Here is a 19,534-nt window from a genome sequence, read left to right on the forward strand (position 1 = left end):
TTACGGAGCCGCCCTGCCAGCGAGGAGAATCATCATGGCCGACCGTGCCACACCGTCCACAGCAACTACTTCACCCACACTGCCCAAGGCAGCCAACGCCGTCGAGCCTCGAAACCCGAAGAAACCCCGTGCAATGTCCGGAACCGGGGGCCGGACGGCTGCACTGTTCCTGACGCCGTTCTTCACCATTTTTGCCCTCGCCATGGTTGCGCCAGTGATCTACGCGATGGTGCTCAGCTTCTTCGCCCAGCAGAAGTCCGGGCTCGGCTTCGGTGAGGCCAAGACCGCGTTTGTGGGCTTCGAAAACTACGTCCAGGTCCTGCAGTCCGAGAGCTTCGTTGGCGGCATCGGACGCCTTGTCCTGTACTGCCTGCTCTACATCCCCTTGATGATGGGCGGCGCCCTGGCATTTGCGCTGCTGCTGGATTCGGCCGTCGCGCGGGCCAGGAAACTGTTCCAACTGCTCGTCTTCCTCCCCCACGCAGTGCCCGGCGTCATCGCCGCATTGATCTGGGCCTACCTCTACACACCCGGAGTCAGCCCGATCGTCTCAGTCCTGGAAACCGGCGGAATCTCGCTGAACTTCCTGGACAACCAGCTGATCCTGCCGTCCATCGTGAACATCGCCGTGTGGGAGTGGACGGGCTACAACGTCATTGTGCTCTTCACTGCCCTGCAGGCAGTGCCCCGGGAAATCCTGGAAGCTGCCCGCGTGGACGGCGCAGGGGAGATCCGTGCAGCCATGAGCATCAAGCTGCCCCTGATCCTCCCGGCGCTGAGCGTGATCATGCTCTTCACCGTGATCGGCACGCTGCAGCTCTTCACCGAGCCGAACATCATCTCCAAGGCCACGGCATCAGTAACCAGCACGTGGGTGCCCAACATGTGGGCCTACGACGCCGCGTTCAACCGCCACAACCTCAACCAGGCCGCGGCTGCCTCCATCATCATCGCGCTCATGGCCGCAGTCCTGTCCTGGGCCGTGACCCGCTTCAGTTCAAGGAACACAGCATGAGCACCGCCACGATGTCCCGCACCCCAGCCGAAGCCCCCGCGCCGTCACAGGGCAGGCGCCGGCACGCCCGCAACGGCGGCTTCGCGAGCACGTTCACCGTGAATGCCCTGCTCATCCTGGGCTGCGCCTACATGGTGCTTCCCGTGGTGTGGCTGTTCTTCGCCTCCACCAAAAACACTGCGGATCTCTACGGAACAGCCGCCTACGCTTTTGGTGAACCGGCCTTCTTCGAGAACGTCCTGGCGGTCGTGAACCAGGACGGCGGGATGTTCCTCCGCTGGATGGCCAACTCCATGTTCTACGCCGCCTTCGGAGCAGTTCTTGGCGGCCTCATCTCCGTCATGGCCGGTTACGCATTCGACAAATTCCAGTTCCGCGGCAAGGATTCGTTCTTCGGGATCGTCTTGGTGGGCGTGCTGATTCCCAACACGGCCACGGTTCTGCCCATGTATCTCTTGGCCTCCGTTTTCGGCATCACCAACACCATCTGGGCCATCCTCATCCCGGTGCTCTGCAACCCGTTCGGGGTGTACCTGGCCAGGGTGTATTCGGCGGCCTACGTTCCTGCCGAGACCCTGGAGGCAGCCCGCGTTGACGGAGCCGGGCCCATCCGGTCCTTTTTCTCCTTGGGCCTTCCCATGATGATGCCCGGGTACATCACCATCGCCCTGTTCCAGTTTGTGGGCGTCTGGAACAACTTCATGCTCCCGCTGGTGATGCTCCAGGACCAGAAGCTGTTGCCCGTCAGTGTGGGTATCTCCATCTGGCAGGGCTATTCCATCCCCCAGCCCGAATTCACACCCATGGTCATTACCGGTTCCTTGCTCTCGATCATCCCGCTGCTGCTCGCGTTCGTCATGTTGCAGCGGTTCTGGAAGTCCGGCCTCACAGCAGGGAGCGTCAAGTGAACTTGAACGTTGCCTTGGCCATGCCGTCCCACACAGCACGGGCGGTGTTCCCGCCCAGGAGCCTGGATCCCCTGGAGCCAGCACTGACGCTGCTGAGCCGTGACCCCATTCAGGACTTCACCACTGCGGAAGGCCGCGCCGTATTGGCGGAGGCCGATATCCTCATCACCGGTTGGGGGTGTCCGATGATCGACCACACCGTCCTGGATGCCGCACCCCGGCTGCGCTATGTCCTGCATGCCGCGGGCAGCGTCAAACACCACATCGGTGACGCCTGCTGGGAACGGGGCATCCAGGTCAGCTCCGCCGCGGACGCCAACGCCATCCCGGTGGCCGAGTACACCGTGGCCATGATCATCCTCGCCAACAAGCGCGTCCTCCAGATCGCCCGCGCCCTGCACACCACCCGGACCGACGTCCTGGCTGAGCAACTCTTCCCGGACATGGGCAACTACCGGAAGCGGGTCGGCATCATTGGGGCCTCGAAGATCGGCCGGCACGTGATCAGGCTGCTGGCCCCGTACGAGCTGGAGGTAGTGGTGGCCGACCCTTACCTCTCCCCCGAGGAAGCGGCCGTCCTCGGCGTCGGGCTCGTCAGTTTGGAGGAGCTGGTGTCAGGCAGCGATGTGGTCAGCCTCCATGCGCCGTCGTTGCCCTCCACCAGGAACCTCATGGACGCGGGGTTGATCGAGCGGATGCAGCGGGGCACCACGTTCATCAACACCTCCCGCGGCGAACTGGTGGACCAGGATGCACTGCTCGCACGGATAGAACGCGGCGACCTCTACGCGGTCCTGGACGTGACCACCCCGTGGGTGCTGCCCGCCGAATCCCGCTTCTACACGCATCCCAACGTGCTGCTCACCCCGCATGTGGCGGGGTCACTGGGCAATGAGCTGGAGCGCATGGCGGCGAGCGCCGTGAACGAGGCCCTGCGGTTGTCCCGCGGGGAAACGCTGCGGTTCCCGGTGAGGCTGGAAGACCTGGCGTTCACAGCCTGACCGCACCACAGCGCAGCCGAAACAGCGCACGACGGCGGCCTCCCGCCGTCGTGCGTTTGCCGCTTTTGCTGGTGGCCGGCTCAGCGCGCGTCATTCTTGGCTTGGCGTTGGGCGCTTTAAGACCCATCGGAGGTTTCCCGGAGCCAGGAGAGAGCTTCCGTGTGGGAGGTGAAAAAGCGCGTGGGGCAGGGCGGTTCTTGGACGGCCAATTGGTAGTCGGCGAGCATGCGGTCCACGGGATTGTTCCCCAGCAAAGCAATCCTCGAGGCAGCGCAGGGTTCAACAAAGACGTCGCGGGCTGCGCGGCTAAGATGCGCGGTCTCGGCCATGGTCACCAAGAGGGGGTACCTGCTGCCTGCGGCGAGGTCGTTCACAGCCTCGACGGCGGCCCGCGCGTTGGCAGCTTCGATGCGGACCCCGGAATTCCACACCAAAAACATCACGTCGTCCGGTTCAAAGCCAATGACGTAGTCGCAGGGATCCTTCTCCTCCATGGAAGTACCTCCCTCTCTGTGGCGCTGCCCCCGGCGCCACGGTCTGACTCAACCCTGCACCCAGGGACAATCATGCCCTCTCATCCGAAAAGAGTGATCTTTGGGTGCTCGTCTGCCCTGGTTTCGGGTCAGTCAGGCGGAATCAACACCTCAACCTGCCGCTGAAGAGTCCGCGTTCTCGGGTTCCTCCGATGCTGTCTGCGCATACGAGGCCGAGACACGCCGGTAGACCGGGGTCAGGAAGGCAAGCAGCGCCACGGCAATCATGATGAGGCCGGCCACCAGGAATACCAAGGCGATACCACGGGAAATGCCCTCACCCAGCAGCGGTTCCAGTTGTGCTGCCCCCTCGGACGAACGGGCGTAGGGGATGATCCAGAACTGGGCGATCGGGGCAATGAGGAAGGCGGTGATGGGTGCGGCCGCCGACTCGAATGCCATGGCGAAGCCGAACACCCTTCCTTGGCGGGGCAGCGGAACCACCTTCTGGATAACTGTCTGCTCGGCTGCTTCCACTACCGGAACCAACGCCATGTACAGCCAGATCCCCACGATGTAGAGCCAGGCCCATTCCCGCAGCGTAAATACGGCACCGATGAGGCCCATCAGCCCCACCGCGATGAGCATGGTCCGCAAGGGGTTGGGTCCCAGGCCAAACTTGCCGATCAGCGCGCCGCCCACCACAAACCCGGTGGCTCCTATCGCGAAGACGGTTCCCCACATCTCCACGGAGAACATTTCCAGGCCGTAGGGGTCCATCAGCGCCATGTAGACGCCGCCGATGAAGTTGTTGAACGTGGAGAAGAGAATCAGTGCGAACAGTCCGGAAATTGCCATAACGGCAGCCCAAGAGCCGCGCAGGTCGAATCCACCTTCGGCGTCGGAGGCGGCTGCCCGTACTTCTTCCGGCAGGCGCAGCGTCAGCAGATGTCCGAAGGCCAACGCCGTAAGCACCAGGGCGACAACCACGGTCCACCCCATGCCCAGCAGCCCCACGGACAACCCGGACAGCACCGAGGTAACAATGAACATGAGCCCCTGCACCATACCCACCAGCCCGTTGGCGTTGGCTCGGCGGTCAGGCTCTATCAGGATGGTGACCGTGGTGGACAGCGCGATGTTGCGCATGTTCTCCACCACCGCGCCGATCAGGATGATCATGGTGAAGATCCAGAACCAGGGCTGTGTCAGGTCAAGCAGGGCTTCCTCCGGTGTCAGGAGGAACATGACCCCGGACAGCACGAACATCACAAGGGTGAACGCGGCGGCGAACCGCATCACTGCCAATTTCCTGTAACGGTCCACGAAGGTTCCGAAGCTGATGCTGGAGAGGGCAATCAACAGCATGTAGGCGCCGCCGATTACCCCCGTGGCAATGACGTTGCGGGTCTCCAAGTACACCCAAAAGGTCAACGCGAACCAGAGATAGCTCGTGGTGATGTTGGCCATGGCTGTATTGACCAGGATCCCGGTGAACGTGCGGGATCTTTGTGCCGGGGTCCGTAGGGAGAGATCGATGTTGTCAGTAGACGCGGCGGTGGCCGGTTCCTGCTCGGTCATGCGTTCCAGTAAACCACCGGGTCCAACCTCCCGGTAGTATCGGCAGGGAATTCACGAGACGCTGGGGGGATTGTTTTTATGACGGAAATTCAGGGGCAGCTGTCCTTCACCAAGGACGCCGGCAGGGACTTGGAACTCCAGGAATACGGGCTCGACCCCGCCATGGATTCGACGCTCCTGCCCAATGCCGCCGTCATGAGCGCCTTGCAGAACCTCGTGAGGCTGGCCACGGAGCTGTGCGGGGCGCCGTTTGGCGTGGTCAACATCATCAGCGCCGAGTACCAGCACCAGATAGGGGCCTGGGGCGTGGACCCGGGGGTTTGCTCCCGCGAAGACTCCATGTGTGCCAAGGTTTTCCTCTCCCGCGAGAGGACGGTGGTGGCGGACGCATCCAAGGATCCGCGCTTCGCGGACAATCCCTTTGTCACCGGGGAAATCGGCCAAGTCCGCTTCTATGCCTCGGTTCCCTTGCAAACAGAGTCCGGGTTTGTCCCCGGGACCCTGTGTGTTTTCTCTGATAAGACCCAGGAGCTCCGCCCCGAACAGGTCAGCATGCTGGAGGTCCTGGCCAAGCAAGTAGTGGAGTTGCTCGAGCTGCAGCACCGCACCGTCCAGTTGGACCGCACCTACACCGAGTTGAGGGACAGCAACGCCAAACTCGCCGGATTTGCGGGCCGCGTCAGCCACGATCTCCGCATCCCGTTGACCACCATCCTCGGCTACGTGGAATTGGTGGAGGATGATCCGGACGTGGAACCCGACAGCACTGCTGCGCGGTACCTGGACCGCATCGGTGCCAGCGGCCGCCGGATGCTCGGGATGCTCGAAGATGTCCTGAGCTACTCCCGCGTGGGCGGTGGCATCCAGCCCACCAACGTCTCCCTGCACGAGGTCACCCAGGAGGTTGCCCGGGACCTTGGCATCGAAAACGATGGCATCGTGGAGGTCCAGGAGCTCGGGCTCCACGCGGACCGCGGCCAGCTCCGCACCCTGCTGCAGAACCTCCTGTCCAACGCCATGAACTACCGCAGCCCGGACCGCGACCTCCGCATCCGGATCAGCGGCGTTTCCAACTACCATGGGGCCACCATCTACGTTGCGGACAACGGCAAGGGGATCGCCCCCGAGGACCGCGCCAAGGTCCTGGAACCGTTGGTACGCCTGCGGAGGCAGGGCGATGGCCCGGGTTCCGGCCTGGGACTGGCCACCTGCAGCAGCATCGCCAAAGCCCACGGAGGCGACCTCACCCTCGCGGAAACCCCGGGCGGCGGAACCACCGTGGCAGTGAGCTTTCCCTCCGGAAGTTGATGCACGACGGCGGCAGGTCGCCGTCGAGCGTTGGCCACCAGCGCTTGGACTACTTCCCGTTGCCCTTGCTGTTCTCGGACTTTTTGTCGTTCTTGCCCTCGCTTTTCTGGCCTGCGAGGTCCTTGCCCGTGAGGGGCGCCTGCTCAACGGCGGGCGGGTTGGCGGGCGCTGGAACCTGCTCCGGGCGGGTTGCCTCCGAGAGGTCCACCACTTCCGCCTGCACGCTCCCACCTGGCGCAGTCTCCGCAGGGACCGGATCCGCGATTACCGGATCCACGGGCGCGGCCGGGGCGGCAGGACTGCTTGGCTGCGGCTCGGCCTGCGATACGCCGGGATCAGCGGGCTGTGACGGATCGGCAGTGTTGTTGCCGGACGGATTGATGCCCTGCGAGAAAATCAGCAGCGCCAGCGGGATGGTGACGGCGGCTGCTGCGACACCCCTGACCGTCTTGGGCCGGCGCCTGCCGAAGTCAAGGATGCTGGTAACCGTCGCCTGCTTCCGGGTCGACGAACGCAGCGGACGCTTCGGAAGCACGGTCGGCAGCACGGTCGGCAGCAACGCAGTCCTGCGGCCGGACTGGATGCCTTCTTTGGCCAGTGACTGTTCCACATGGTGGGCGCTGGGACGCTTGTCGGGATCCATGTCCGTCATGGCTTCCAGGAGCTCCCTCAGCGGGGCGGGCAATTCCATGGGGACCTGTGGCGCGCGATGCAGGCGCGCTGATGCCGTTTCAATGGGCGTCCCCGGGTATTCTGCCTTGCCGGTGAGGCATTCAAGGAGCACCAGGCCCAGCGAGTAGATGTCGCTCGCGGGGGTCAGATGCAAACCCTGGGCTTGTTCGGGACTCAGGTACTGTGCCGTGCCCACGGTGAATCCGGTGGCGGTCAGGCGGTTGTCGTTCATCACCAGCGCCACGCCGAAGTCCGCCAACTTCACCGACTCCCCCAGCGCGTCGTCGTCGGATACCAGAATGTTGGCAGGCTTGATGTCACGGTGGATGACGCCCTGCTTGTGAACCTGGGACAGCGCCCCGGCCAACCGGATCCCTATGCGGGCGGTCTCAGGAACGGTGAGCGGTCCATCCGACAGCACGGCCCGCAGGTCCCGGCCTTCCGCCAGTTCCATGACCAGATAGGCGCGCTCTTCATCGTTCCTGGTGTCCACGCCGGCATCGAATGCGGCCACGAGCCCTGGGTGGTCAAAGGCGGCGAGGAGCCGCATCTCGTTTTCCTGGCGGGCCCGGAATGACTCGTCGCCTGAGCCGGGCAGGAAGATCTTGATGGCCACCTCGCGGCCCAGCAGCAGGTCTGTCGCACGGTAGACAGCCGACATGGCGCCACGGCCAAGGACGGGCCCCAGCTGGTAGCGGCCGTCAAGTGTGTCGTCAATGGAATCAGGGACGGGGGAGTCCACAGCCTCGTCAATGGTGCCCACGAATGTCACGTCCTTCAGGCAAACCTGGAGCCCCGGACCCAAACGCTGTCCTTGCGTCACCAAGCAATGCCGTCAATCAAACTTTCACGATGGCCGCGCGGCCGACTGCTTCAGCCACGTGCGGCCCAGGCAAGGAGCCCGAACAGCATCATCCGGTTTCACCAGATAAGTCATCAGGATACTGATTAAGGAGCTGGAAGGACAATGCGGAGTGCTGCGTTACGGCGGGAATCAGGCCTCGCGCACCTGATCCACCGCCGCCCGCATCGTTCCCGCGGGCACGCCAAGGGACCATTCGGCAACATCGGCGACGAACCGAGTGAACGCTTCATAGTCGAAGGTTCCGGGGTTGTTGACGTAGGAGCCGACACCGTCGATCGCCACCCAGATCCGGATGCAGGCCGCGAAGGGGTCATCCACGACGAAGTCACCGGACGTCACGCCATGCTCAATGAGGGTTGTAAGCCGCGTCCGGTCCAGATATTCCTGGGCCAGCATGGCCTCCGCCAACGCTGGCGTGAAGCGGCAGAGGTGCCTCGCATTGAGCCAAAGCCGGGTGAGCTCCAAGGCGCCGCCGCCCTCGATGCGGGAAATCAGGTGGGCCATCCGGGCGAGCGGCGTTCCGCCGTCGGGAAACAACTCTTCCCGCTCTTCCGATACCGCCAGAACAAAGGCTGCGACCACCAGATCCTCGGCAGCGGGGTAGTAGTGGCTGATCAGGCCGGGTCGCACACCCAACCGGTCCGCGACAGCACGGAGGGTTATCCGCTCGAGCCCCTCACTCAGGGCAATCGACGCGGCCTCGGCGAGGATTTCGGCACGGCGCTCGCCGGGTAATTTTCGAACGCGTTGGGATGTGGGGCTTGACACCATGCTCCTCAGTCTATTGGATTAGTGACCAATAGCACGTTGGTCGCATGACCAATAGCACCAATGGCCCGGTATCCCATCGTCGTGAGCCGGACCTTGCCCGAGAGGAACAGCGTTGTCCCAGCCCCATGTCACCGATCCGGTCAGCTACCCGGAACCCCTTGCCCATCCCGAAACCCGCGGCATCGAACTCATCGAAGCCTCCGAACGGCACGGCCGCGCCCGCGACCTCTTCCCCGTGTGGGCGGCCCCCAACGTCAGCGTCCTGAATTTCACCGTGGGTGCCTCGCTGATCCTGCTCGGCCTGGAACTGTGGCAGGCCCTTCTGGTCATTGTTGCCGGCAGCCTCCCATGGATCCTCACCGGGATCGTGGCCACCAGCGGCCCGGCCGCCGGAACATCCGGCTCCGTCATCACCCGCGCCATTTACGGAATCCGCGGCAACAGGGTTGTCGTCGCCTTCTTCGGCTGGTTCATTTCCGCCGTCTTCCTGGCCCTGAACTGGCTCGCCTCTTCCTTCATGGGCGCTGAACTCCTGGCACAGCTTGGCTTCACGGATCCCGTAGCCGGCCCGGTGATCGTCACCATCGTTGTTGCCGCGGTTACCGTGCTGGTAGCTGTTTTCGGCCACAGCCTGATCCTCCGCAGCTACCCCGTAGTGGCCTCGGTGCTGCTGGCCATCTTCCTGCTGGTCACAGTGTTCGTCCTGCCCCACATGCAGTGGGGATATGCGGCTCCGGAACCATTGGAAGGAGCACCGCTGTGGTCTGCCGTGACCATTGGGATCGCCATCCTGGCCTCCACTCCGCTTTCCTACACCAACAGCCCGGATCTGGCCCGCTACCTCCCGGAGACCACCAAACGCTCCCACATCATCGCGGCCACGGCCTTTGGCGGCGCGTTGCCCTGCATGTTCTTCACGGCCGTGGGAGCCTTGCTGGCCACCGGCATCAGCCCAGCAGCCATGGACCTCGGCATCGAGTCGGCACTCCTGGCCCTGCTCCCTGCCTGGTTGGGACCAATCTTCGTGGTGGGGGTCATCATCAACACGATCTCGCTCAACGGCATGACCACCTACACCGCCAGCATGGCGTTCCAGTCCATCGGCGTCCCGATCAGGCGCATCCCCTCGGCCATCGTGGTGGGGGCCATCGGCACAGCACTGACCATCTACCTCGTCAGGTCCACCAGCCTCCTGGACGCCGTCAACCTGATGCTGCAACTGCTGGTCCTGATCTCCGGCCCCACCATGGCCATCTTCGCCGTGGACGTCATCCTTCGCCGCAATCGATACAGAGGTGAAGACCTTTTCAACGAGAAACCGGGCGGCCCGTTCTGGTACAGCCGTGGCTGGCATATCCCCGGCTTGCTCGCGGTGGTCCTCGGCGCCACCGTGGCCTCGCTCTTCCTCACCAACGCCGTATGGACCGGACCCGTCTCGGCAGCCATGGGCTTCCTGGATCTCTCCGTACCCGTTTCCATGATCGTCACCGCCGGCGCGTACGTCGCTTTGACCCCTTCCCTGCGCCGCAGTACCACCACACCATCCGTCATCCAAGGAGCGCACGCATGACCGCCCCCACCGGCCACCACCCTGACCGCTATCCCGGCGCCACCGGCCAGCCGACGCTGGACACCTGGCAGGAAGGACCGCACAACCGTTGGACGTTCGCGCACCTTGGCGAGATAGTCCCGACGGCGGTAGTTGCCCGCCGCCGTCGGGACAACCGCGTTGCGGCTGCTGACAGCCTGGACGGCCTGGGGCTCCCGGGCCTGAAGCGCCGGCTCGAAGAGACCTATACCGATGCCTTCCTGGTCCTGCATCACAACCAGGTCATCGGAGAGTACTACCGCCCCGGCTTCGCACCGGATGACCTGCACCTGGTAATGAGCGTATCCAAGTCCATGTGTGGCCTGGTGGTAGGGGCCCTGATCGATTCGGGAGAGATTGTCCCGTCCGCCCGCGTGGTGGACTACGTTCCAGAGCTGGCCGGCTCCGCCTACGACGGGCCCACCATCCAGCACGTGCTGGATATGGCCATCCACCTCAATTACAGCGAGGACTATGTGGACCCAGCGTCCGAGGTTCAAACCCATGACCGCTCCGCAGGGTGGCGCACCCGTCGTCCCGAGGATCCCCAGGACACCTACGCGTTCCTGACCACGCTCACCGGCAACGGCACAGTGTCCGAATTCCAGTACTGCTCGGCCAACACCGATGTTCTTGCCTGGATCATCGAACGCGTCACAGGGCTGCGCTACTCCGAGGCGCTGTCCACGTATCTGTGGTCCAAACTCGACGCCGACCGGGATGCCACCATCACCGTGGATTCCGCCGGCTTCGGCTTCGCGAACGGTGGGGTCTCCTGCACCGCCCGGGACCTCGCCCGGGTGGGGCAGTTAATGCTCGACGACGGCAAAGGTCCCCTTGGCAGGGTGGTTTCCCCGGAATGGGTGGGGAGCATCCTCAACGGCGGGGACCGTGAAGCCATGGCAGACTCCTCTTTCACAGCCATCCACCCGCAGGGCTCCTACACCCGTCAGTGGTGGTGCACGGGCAACGGGAGAGGCAACGTCACCGGCATCGGCATATACGGTCAGTACCTCTGGATAGACCCCGCCACCGATACCGTGATCGTGAAGATGTCCACCTGGCCTGAGCCCGAAAGCGAGCACCTCCACCAACTCCAAAACGAGTTGCTCCTGGACGTGAGCCATTCCCTGGACAGCCGGATTGCGGCAGAAGCAGCCGCCACGGACGAAGCAGCAGCCGAAACAGCACCCGAAAGCAAGGACAACGCAGCGTGACCACCCAGCTCTACACCAACGCCCGCATCTTCACCTCCGACACCCGCCGCTGGGCCGAGGCCATCCTCGTCCAGGGCGGGCGCATCCTGTACGTCGGCGACACCGATACCGCCGAACGCCTTTGCCCGGACGCCGAACTGGTGGACCTTGGAGGCCGCCTGGTGGTCCCCGGATTCGTGGACGGTCACGCGCACGTCGTAGGTACTGGAGAAGCCCTGGGACAGGTCAGCCTGTGGGGAGCCAAATCCGTGGAGGACATCCAGCAACGCATCAAGGCAAGGGCCACAGAACGCCCGGACGCTGACCGGATCCTGGCCACCGGCTGGCTGCACGGCGCCATTCCGGGCGGCGTGCCGGACGCGGCGATGCTGGACGCCGTAGTTCGAGACAAGCCCGTGTACGCCTTCGCCTACGACTTCCACTCCGTGTGGGTCAACACTGCGGCGCTGGCTGAACTCGGCATCGACCACCACACCGAGAACCCGCACGGCGGCACCATCAAGCGCGATTCCCGCGGGAACGCCACCGGCTACATCGACGAGAACGCCTTCTACGACATCGTGCTCCCCTACCTCGATGCCCAGGTCAGCGAAAACGAACACGAGGCCAGCATCGCCGCAGTCCAGCAGGCCTACCGCGAAACAGGCGTGACTACCGCCTGCGACATGGGCTTCAACGAGACCGACCTTGAGGCCTTTAAGCGTGCGGACAAAGACGGCACCCTGACCAGCCGGCTCATCGCCTACTGGAGGGTGAACAACGCGGGATCGGCCGAGGAGAACATCGCCCAGGTCCAGCGGGCGGCCGCGCTCGCCGTCGAGCATGAATCTCCTTTCCTGAGCGTGGTGGGCATCAAGGTGATCATCGACGGCACCATCGATGGCTGCACTGCCACCCTCGGGATGCCCTACGCCGATGGTTCGAATGCGGAACCGATCTGGAGCCTTGCAGAACTCGCGCCTGTGGTTGCCGCGGCAGACGCTGCCGGTTTGAAAGTTGCCATGCACGCGATCGGCGATGAATCCGTGCGGATCGCCATCGGCGCCGTGGAACACGCAGTGGCGGAGAACGGCCCCCGCGAACGCCGTCACCGCATTGAGCATCTGGAGTTGGTGGACAGGGCCGACGTCGATCGCCTCGCCGCACTGGGTATTACCGCGAGCATGCAACCGGTCCATGCTGATCCCGCCATCAGCGAAAACTGGTGCGCCAAGCTGGGCGATAACCGCGTGGAACGCGGCTTCCCATGGCCTTGGATCACCGCTGCCGGCGCCCGGCTGGCTTTTGGCACGGACTCGCCCACCTCCCCGCACGCGCCGCTGCCCAACATGTACGTGGCCACCACGCGGGCCTCAGCCTTGGATGCCACGGTCGGAACCAACGTCCCGGACTTCGCGCTGCCACTGGCCGAATCGATCGAACACGCCACCCGTGATTCGGCCTGGACGTGCGGGGCGGAACACAACATCGGCCGCCTGGCGGCTGGGTTGTACGCGGACTTCGTGGTCCTGGACACCGACGTTTTCACTGCAGAAGCCCCGCGTGCGCTCCTGGACGCAAAGGTCCTGCGGACAGTGGTGGGCGGGCGCACGGTTTACGAACAGGACCCATCACCCGCCTGAAACCACCGCGCCGATCCAGAACGCCCGCTGCTCCGAATCACTGGCAAAGACCAGGAGCAGCGGGTGACCACGGAAGTTCAACAGGAAGCGTCCCTACCGGGCAGCGCAGTTTTTAGGCGGGAGGTGATTCCCACCCAACTGGGTCCGTGCGCTGTACGCGTTCAGGAAGCCCCGAGGAGGCGTGACCACATCGCCGACGTCTACCTCCACGGCGCCGCGGGATCGTGGACGACCTTCCAACCACTGCTCCCCGGCTCCCCTGAACGCGACCAAATCCTCCTGGACCTGCCCGGCTGGGGTGACTCCACCGTAAGTGCGCGGCTGGAGTCCGCTACCGTCGAGGCCATGGCGGGTGCCGTGGTCGAGGTTCTGGACAGCCTCGGTTACCGCACGTGGAACCTGGTGGGCCACTCCATGGGTGGCGTCATTGCCTTGCATCTTGCTGCGGCGTGGCCTGAACAAACACGCAGCGTTGCGGCTATATCGCCCACGGCCTTCGGCGTTGCCCACTCTGTCCGGCATCCGTGGCGCGGGCTCGCGACGCTGCCGTGGTTTGTCGGGATGCTCCTGCTCATGCGTGCCATGGCAGCCCCGGGCGCCTGGGGCCTGGCCCTGATCCGGGGTGTCGGCGCCACTCCACTGATGCGGCTGCTGTTGTCGCCCCTCTTCGCGGACCCTGCGGCCATTCCGGCGGACGTCATCCGCGGGTTGGGACACAACGCCCGCCCACGGGCCTTCTGCGCAGCAACGCGGGCCGTGGCGCAGTACGACTTTGCCCAGTGGAACGGCATCAGGTGTCCCATCCTTGCAATCCGCGGGGACAGCGATGCGTTCACTCCCCCATCCGATCTTGATCAGCTGGCCTCCATTGGGCCGCATGTCAGGACCATGACAGTGCCGAACTGCGGCCACTTCGCGATTGCCGAGCAACCCACCCTAGTCAGGGAACTGCTGGACGAACTGCGGCACCGCTGAACGCCCGACGGCGACCTCCCGCCGTCGTGCGCTTCCTTACGTGACGTACGGAACTGCGGTCCCGCAGGTACGCAGGGCACAATGGAAGGCATGACCCTCACAACTTTCGCCCTCGTCCGCCATGGCCAGACCGACTGGAACGCGGAGCGCCGGTTGCAAGGGTCCACCGATATTCCGCTGAACGACGTCGGTCGCGGCCAGGCGCGCGAAGCCGTCGCCTTCCTGTCGGACCAGCCGTGGGACGCCGTGGTGTCCTCGCCGTTGGGCCGTGCCGCCGAAACTGCGGAGATCATCGCCGAAGGGCTTGGCTTGAAGGTTGCCCGGCTGGTTCCTGAGCTCACCGAGCGCAGCTTTGGACCCGCCGAAGGATTACAGGCCGGCCCGGAACTGGAGGCCCTGCGCATCCCGGGCGGTTTCCGCGGCGGCGAAAGCGATGAAGCCGCAGCCGATCGAGGAATCGCAGCGTTGGAAGAATTGGCTCAAGAATTCGCCGGCAAGCGCGTCCTCGTGGTCGCGCACGGCACGTTGATCCGGCTGACCCTCAGCCGCGCCATCGGCCGCACCTTGGACAGCGTCCAGAACGCGGTGCTGAATCTGGCCCATCACCACGTGACCGACGGCTGGCAGCTGGAGTACTTCAACGGCGAGCGCGTCACCGCCGACGTCGAGGCCTGATTCCGAGCGTCCTGTCAACGTCGCATCGAGCAACGGGTCAACGCTGGCAAGTCCGATCGGAGCCTGGTGGGGAGGCAGGTGGTGGCGTCATTACGCCGCCCGGTGAAGGGGAGCCCGGCAAGGAAAATGCTCCCCAAATGCCCAGGTCACACGGATAGGGGTTGAGGGACGGTCGGCATAGGCTCATCGGCGCGCGGTGCAGTCTCCAGCACCATTGATGCCAACTCCTTGGCCAGACCAACGGCGCTAGGCTGTGCATCGAGGTTTGAGCTGGCGACCGCTCCGTCGTACAGGAGGCACAGGCGGGCTGACACGTCAGCCGGGTGGACATAGCCGGCCTCCCGGCAAAGGGACAGCATGGCGTCGGCCAGCCAGTCGCGGAATGTGCGCAGCGCAGCGGACTCGACGCTGCCGGGGCGGGCTTCGGCATTTGCGTTGGCGAACGGGCAGCCTTTGTAGCCCGGCTCCGCTACGGCTTCGCCAAGGGCCTCAAAGATGGCCAGCAGCTTGTGGACGGGGTTGTCCAAGCCTTGCTGGAATGAGGCGATTCGATCGCGGCGCCGCTGGTCACGGCCCGCCAAGTAGGCGGCGATGAGATCGTCTTTGCCGGAAAAGTTATAGAACAGCGAGCCTTTAGCGACTCCCGCTTCTTCGATAACCCGGTCAATTCCCACAGTGTGGACGCCCTCGGAGTAGAACAACCGGTCCGCAGCCTCGAGAAGTCGCTGACGGGCGGGAACCTTAGAGGTAGCCATGGAAACAGCATATCAGACAGGTCTGTCTAAATTATCTTGACTTTATTGAACAGACCTGTCTAACTAAAGATTCCAGACAACACCACTCAAGGAGCCTTCTCTTGACTCGTTCCGCCTCCTCAAAGTCGACATTCATCGGGCTGGCCCTGGTGTTCGCAGCGTTCTTTTTTGCAGCAGGAGCGCCCACACCCCTACTCTCCCTTCGCCAACAGGAGTGGGGCTTTTCGGCCGCCGCGCTGAGCATCGCCTTCTCCATCTACGCGATCGGCTTGTTGGCAGCGCTCCTCATCGGCGGGTCATTATCCGACCATTTGGGACGCCGTCCTGTCATGCTCATGGCCCTTTACGGCGAACTGCTTTCCATGGCCGCCTTCATCTTTGCCCCCAACATCGCCTGGGTGATCGCGGCCCGGGCACTGCAGGGTGTGGCCACGGGGCTGGCAACCAGCGCCTTCAATGCCGCCATCGCCGAACACGCACCTCCTCACCGCAAGAAGCTGGCCGGAGGGCTTACGGGTGCATCCGTAGCCGGCGGCCTGGGCATCGGGGCCCTGGTCACAGGAGCTGCGGTTCAATTCACGCCGGACGCCAACACGCTGATCTTCGCCATCCTTGCTGTGGTCATGATCATCGCAGTGGTTTACGTGAGCCTTACGGCGGAAACCGCCATCACCAGGCCGGGCGCCCTGCGGTCACTCGCCCCGCGGCTTGGTCTGCCTGCGTCGATTCGTCGCGAATTCGGAGCCGGCCTGCCCGTCCACATCGCCGGCTGGATGTTTCCCGCACTGTTCCTGGGGCTCTCGCCCGCTTTGCTCCGGCTTCAATTCGGACTGGAAGGCGGACTCATCGCAGGTTTCACGGCTTTTCTGGGGCCGTTCTCCGCAGCGGTGGCAAGCTTTTATTTCGCCCGGCATCCCGCCCGTCACAGCACCCTGGCGGGAGCGTCCCTGATCCTCGCCGGAATCGTTGTGGTCCTGATAGGACTCAGCGCACCATGGTTGCCTGCCATCTGGATTGGTGCGGTGCTGGGAGGCATCGGCTTCGGTGGATCTTTTGGCGGCCAACTTCGCCTGATTGCACCCTTGATTGAACCGCAGCAACAAGCGGGGGTATTCGCCAGCATCTATACAGCCGCATACCTCGCGTTCAGCGTCCCGGTCGTCATTGCCGGCCTGCTGGTTCCCGTGTGGGGACTGGTTCCTACACTCCAGGCCTATGCAGTGACCCTCTTGGCATTTGCTGCCTTAGGCGCCGTCATTCAGTTCATCCGCTTGCAGCAATCAACGGCTGAGGGTGCGCCGGAAAACGCGCTCGTCAACTAGATGCATCGTCGAATTGTGCAAAAGAAAGTGCCGCGGGCAATGGTTCCATGCCTGTTCCCAAGGGGAGACTGGACGGGACTATTCACACTAAACAGGAGTTATCAGTGCGCTCGGATCAGTTCAAGGGAATTCGCGTGGCCGTCACCGGAGCAACCGGCGGCATCGGAAGAGAGCTGGTTTCCGCCCTAGTGGAACTCGGCGCCGTGGTGGCCGCCACAGGTACCTCGGAAGAGCGACTGGCCGAGTTGGGCAGCAGCCAGGACGGCTTATTCACGCATGCGGCAGACATCACGTCCGAGGCTGACGTGGAAGGCTTCTTCAAGGAGATCCGGTCACGTTGGGGCGGCGTCGATGCCGTCATCAACCTCGCCGGGGCATCAATACCAGGCAAGGTAGAGGAAATGCCGGCTGCCGACTTCATGAAAATGCTGGAAGTCAACGTGCTCGGCACGTTCCTGGCCTGCAAGTACGCCATCCCGCTACTTACCGATAACAAAGGCCTTGTCATTAACGTCAGCTCGTTGGCTGGCTCACGCCCCAATGCTACGGCGCCAGGGTATTGCACAGCGAAAGCCGCCGTCTCCATGTTCAGTGATGCGTTGGGGTTGCAGATCAAGGACCGAAACCTCAGGGTGAGTAATCTTTCCCCTGGAGGAGCAGATACACCTTTCTGGGGTGACCGGCCTGTCAAGCGCGAAGCGCTGATGTCTGCCGCTGACGTGGTCTCGGCAATACTGTTCGTCCTCGGCACCCCGCCACACGTCGTCGTGCGTGAACTCAGCTTCGAATCTTCCGGCCTTCCGCACTAACTGCAAAGAACCAACCGTAATGAATCACCCCCTCGCAAGCCGTGAGGGGGTGATTCATTACGTCGGGTAGTTCTTACAGCGTCTACTGCTGGTGGCGGGGCAACGCAAACCCTTGATTGGTTCGATGTTCCGCGCTGCCAGGAATAGCCCGGACCCGTAGCTTGGCGGTTGTGCCGGCGGGCGTTGATAAGCGGATGACGATGCGGCTCAGTCCTGGATTGGACGAATCCTGGAGCTCACGGGCTCCGGAAACGTCCTCCACCGCAACCGTAGTATTCGCCAAAGGTTCTACCGTCAGCGCCAACGACTCGCCGTCTTGTCTGAGCAGCAGTCCTTGTGGGGTCACACTCACTTCGGCCTCGGTGAGCCATTGCCAGGCTGCCTGGACGGGCTGGGGGCCGGTCGTCCACTCATCACTGATAAGGACCGAGTTGTCAGTATCCAGCAATACCGTCCGTTCAACCCGAGCGACCTGCCCGGTGTAGAGAGACGTCAGGTCCACCACGTTTGCCGGTGCTCCTGACTGAGTGGCCATCTCAGCAATTTCACCTTTGCCGGCAACATCCTGGGCCGCACCATTGAACCGGAGGATATTGTGCCCTTCAGGGCCCTCGCGGAAGGTATCCCAGCGGGTACTGCCTTGCGAATAGTCCCAAAGGGTGATCCCGGCAGCCCGCATCCTGTCATAGCTCTCCGTTCCCGGATCCACTGCCCAGCGAACTCCGTCTGCATCTAAAACGAAGCTCCCCACGTCCATGTGAGCATGAGAATGGTCAGGGGAACCACCCTTGACCGCAACGAAGGTGGCCCGTGGATCGGTCCAGCTTGACCGCATCACCGCTACTGGCAAGACTCCACCGGCTGTCCAATAATGCGAGCGCGTCTTTCCCGGGCCGGTCAGCTCTGGTTTCCACCATAGAAGTTCACATGGCAGAAGTCGGTTGGGGCGGAGTGCTATCTCGTCCTCTGACGACCGGGACAGACGTTGAATCACCGCCAGCTCGTCGACCGCCAGATCCAAGCGACCCAGTTCGCTGGCAAACCACAGCATAATAGGCTCGTTCTGGTTCTCAAGGTGGTAATCGGCGTAAGTGAAATCGAGACCCGTCGGTCCGGACATGTGGAGTTTGAAGTCGGCGGTTTCAAGGAATCCCGGCAGTTGTTCCAAGCCCCGGCTGTCTCCTGTTACAGAACGCAGGGCCTCGATCAGAATGACGTGGAACGAAGTCCCGTAAGCCCAGTAACTGACACCCTCCGGGTAAGACCCATCCGGAGCGTAAACCTTTCCAGCGATCGGCACGTTCCTGATAGCCCGGTTTACGATCCTTGCGGCGAGGTCAGGATCACGTTCCGCCACAGCCAAGGCGCCCACGCTCAGGCCGGCGTTGCAGACCTGGTTCCAGTTGTAGTCTCCATCAACCCAACCGTTAGTCCCCTCCACCGCATCCAGCGAAGGTTCCAGGGCATTCGTCCTGATCGCGGAGGCTATGTGATCCCTTTCCTCCTCCGGGATCTCGTCGTAAAGCCAGTCCAAGCCGATGCCCGCGGCCACCGCAGCTTCCCCAACACTCAAGAAGTGGCCGGTCCCCCAGTTCTTCAAAGCGCTTAACCTGCGAAGCTCGTCCCGCGCCCGTGCCAGGTACCGGGCATCGTCACTGAGACGGTAAGCCATGGCCAAAGCAAGGACGCGGCCCTGAACTTCACGCACGGGATACAACAGGATCGGGACGGATTCATACTCCACTGGACTCGCGATCAGGACCTTTTCGGCTATCTGAAAGATGAGCGCTTTGATCGCGCGGGAGACGTCGTCGTCCTGGGTCTTCAGGGTGGCAAATCGCGCCGCATCAGCCAAGATTCGTGGGTGGCCAGGCAAGAGTCGTAACTGCTCTTCAGAAATCGTGCGGCATTTGGGCGCAGCTTGTTTTGACATGACGTTGTGTCCTTGGGGGTACAGGAGTGTTGGGACGAGCCGTC

General features: G+C 63.3%; 17 protein-coding genes. 11 read left to right on the forward strand and 6 right to left on the reverse strand.

Annotated elements, in window-relative coordinates; genetic code table 11:
• Positions 1-34 precede the first annotated feature (34 nt).
• Genes QEH68_RS19900 through QEH68_RS19910 form a run of 3 tightly spaced genes read left to right on the forward strand, consistent with a single transcriptional unit; the run spans position 35 to position 2,924 of the window.
• On the forward strand, positions 35-1,015 hold the full coding sequence (locus QEH68_RS19900; protein ID WP_280624493.1) for a sugar ABC transporter permease: 981 nt from the start codon (positions 35-37) through the stop codon (positions 1,013-1,015).
• Entirely contained in the window at positions 1,012-1,923 is a 912-nt protein-coding gene (locus QEH68_RS19905) for a carbohydrate ABC transporter permease (RefSeq protein WP_280624495.1), read from the forward strand. The genes QEH68_RS19900 and QEH68_RS19905 overlap by 4 nt, the downstream gene beginning before the upstream one ends.
• Positions 1,920-2,924 carry a hydroxyacid dehydrogenase gene (locus QEH68_RS19910; RefSeq protein ID WP_280624497.1) on the forward strand — a complete coding sequence of 335 codons (1,005 nt, stop codon included), beginning with the start codon at positions 1,920-1,922 and terminating at the stop codon, positions 2,922-2,924. The genes QEH68_RS19905 and QEH68_RS19910 overlap by 4 nt, the downstream gene beginning before the upstream one ends.
• 116 nt (positions 2,925-3,040) lie before the next feature.
• Here the strand turns inward: QEH68_RS19910 and QEH68_RS19915 are convergent, their stop codons facing one another.
• Positions 3,041-3,418 (reverse strand): STAS/SEC14 domain-containing protein, encoded by a 378-nt coding sequence (locus tag QEH68_RS19915; protein ID WP_280624500.1) that lies wholly within the window; start codon positions 3,416-3,418, stop codon positions 3,041-3,043.
• A gap of 150 nt (positions 3,419-3,568) precedes the next feature.
• The gene (locus tag QEH68_RS19920; RefSeq protein WP_280624502.1) at positions 3,569-4,978 is read right to left on the reverse strand and encodes an MFS transporter; all 1,410 of its coding nucleotides are present in this window, start codon (positions 4,976-4,978) and stop codon (positions 3,569-3,571) included.
• A gap of 78 nt (positions 4,979-5,056) precedes the next feature.
• Between QEH68_RS19920 and QEH68_RS19925 the strand changes: the two genes are divergently transcribed.
• Positions 5,057-6,286 carry a GAF domain-containing sensor histidine kinase gene (locus QEH68_RS19925; protein ID WP_280624504.1) on the forward strand — a complete coding sequence of 410 codons (1,230 nt, stop codon included), beginning with the start codon at positions 5,057-5,059 and terminating at the stop codon, positions 6,284-6,286.
• A gap of 49 nt (positions 6,287-6,335) precedes the next feature.
• Here the strand turns inward: QEH68_RS19925 and QEH68_RS19930 are convergent, their stop codons facing one another.
• Entirely contained in the window at positions 6,336-7,721 is a 1,386-nt protein-coding gene (locus QEH68_RS19930; RefSeq protein WP_207595402.1) for a serine/threonine-protein kinase, read from the reverse strand.
• Positions 7,722-7,952: 231 nt separating this feature from the next.
• A complete protein-coding gene (locus QEH68_RS19935; protein ID WP_280624509.1) occupies positions 7,953-8,594 on the reverse strand; it encodes a TetR family transcriptional regulator in 642 nt (213 codons plus the stop codon).
• A gap of 112 nt (positions 8,595-8,706) precedes the next feature.
• On the opposite strand from QEH68_RS19935, the gene QEH68_RS19940 reads away from it, so the two are divergent.
• The 5 genes from QEH68_RS19940 (at position 8,707) to QEH68_RS19960 (ending at position 14,671) form a co-directional block, all read left to right on the forward strand.
• Complete coding sequence (locus QEH68_RS19940; protein ID WP_280624511.1) at positions 8,707-10,164, forward strand: cytosine permease; 1,458 nt, start codon at positions 8,707-8,709, stop codon at positions 10,162-10,164.
• Positions 10,161-11,399, forward strand: a complete 1,239-nt coding sequence (locus tag QEH68_RS19945) for a serine hydrolase (RefSeq protein ID WP_280624513.1) — start codon at positions 10,161-10,163, stop codon at positions 11,397-11,399. The genes QEH68_RS19940 and QEH68_RS19945 overlap by 4 nt, the downstream gene beginning before the upstream one ends.
• The gene (locus tag QEH68_RS19950) at positions 11,396-13,021 is read left to right on the forward strand and encodes an amidohydrolase (protein ID WP_280624515.1); all 1,626 of its coding nucleotides are present in this window, start codon (positions 11,396-11,398) and stop codon (positions 13,019-13,021) included. The genes QEH68_RS19945 and QEH68_RS19950 overlap by 4 nt, the downstream gene beginning before the upstream one ends.
• A 123-nt stretch (positions 13,022-13,144) precedes the next feature.
• A complete protein-coding gene (locus QEH68_RS19955) occupies positions 13,145-13,996 on the forward strand; it encodes an alpha/beta hydrolase (protein WP_280624517.1) in 852 nt (283 codons plus the stop codon).
• An 81-nt stretch (positions 13,997-14,077) separates the two neighbouring features.
• Positions 14,078-14,671, forward strand: coding sequence for a histidine phosphatase family protein (locus QEH68_RS19960; RefSeq protein ID WP_280624519.1), 594 nt, complete (start codon positions 14,078-14,080; stop codon positions 14,669-14,671).
• A 146-nt stretch (positions 14,672-14,817) separates the two neighbouring features.
• Here the strand turns inward: QEH68_RS19960 and QEH68_RS19965 are convergent, their stop codons facing one another.
• Positions 14,818-15,426, reverse strand: coding sequence for a TetR/AcrR family transcriptional regulator (locus QEH68_RS19965; protein ID WP_280624521.1), 609 nt, complete (start codon positions 15,424-15,426; stop codon positions 14,818-14,820).
• A 101-nt stretch (positions 15,427-15,527) separates the two neighbouring features.
• On the opposite strand from QEH68_RS19965, the gene QEH68_RS19970 reads away from it, so the two are divergent.
• Entirely contained in the window at positions 15,528-16,748 is a 1,221-nt protein-coding gene (locus QEH68_RS19970) for an MFS transporter (RefSeq protein ID WP_280624523.1), read from the forward strand.
• A gap of 104 nt (positions 16,749-16,852) precedes the next feature.
• On the forward strand, positions 16,853-17,557 hold the full coding sequence (locus tag QEH68_RS19975; protein ID WP_280624525.1) for an SDR family oxidoreductase: 705 nt from the start codon (positions 16,853-16,855) through the stop codon (positions 17,555-17,557).
• Positions 17,558-17,639: 82 nt separating this feature from the next.
• Here the strand turns inward: QEH68_RS19975 and QEH68_RS19980 are convergent, their stop codons facing one another.
• Entirely contained in the window at positions 17,640-19,412 is a 1,773-nt protein-coding gene (locus QEH68_RS19980; protein ID WP_280624527.1) for a heparinase II/III family protein, read from the reverse strand.
• Between the last annotated feature and the right edge of the window lie 122 nt (positions 19,413-19,534).

The sequence above is a fragment of the Paenarthrobacter sp. OM7 genome (assembly GCF_029873575.1).
Taxonomy (GTDB): Bacteria; Actinomycetota; Actinomycetes; order Actinomycetales; family Micrococcaceae; genus Arthrobacter.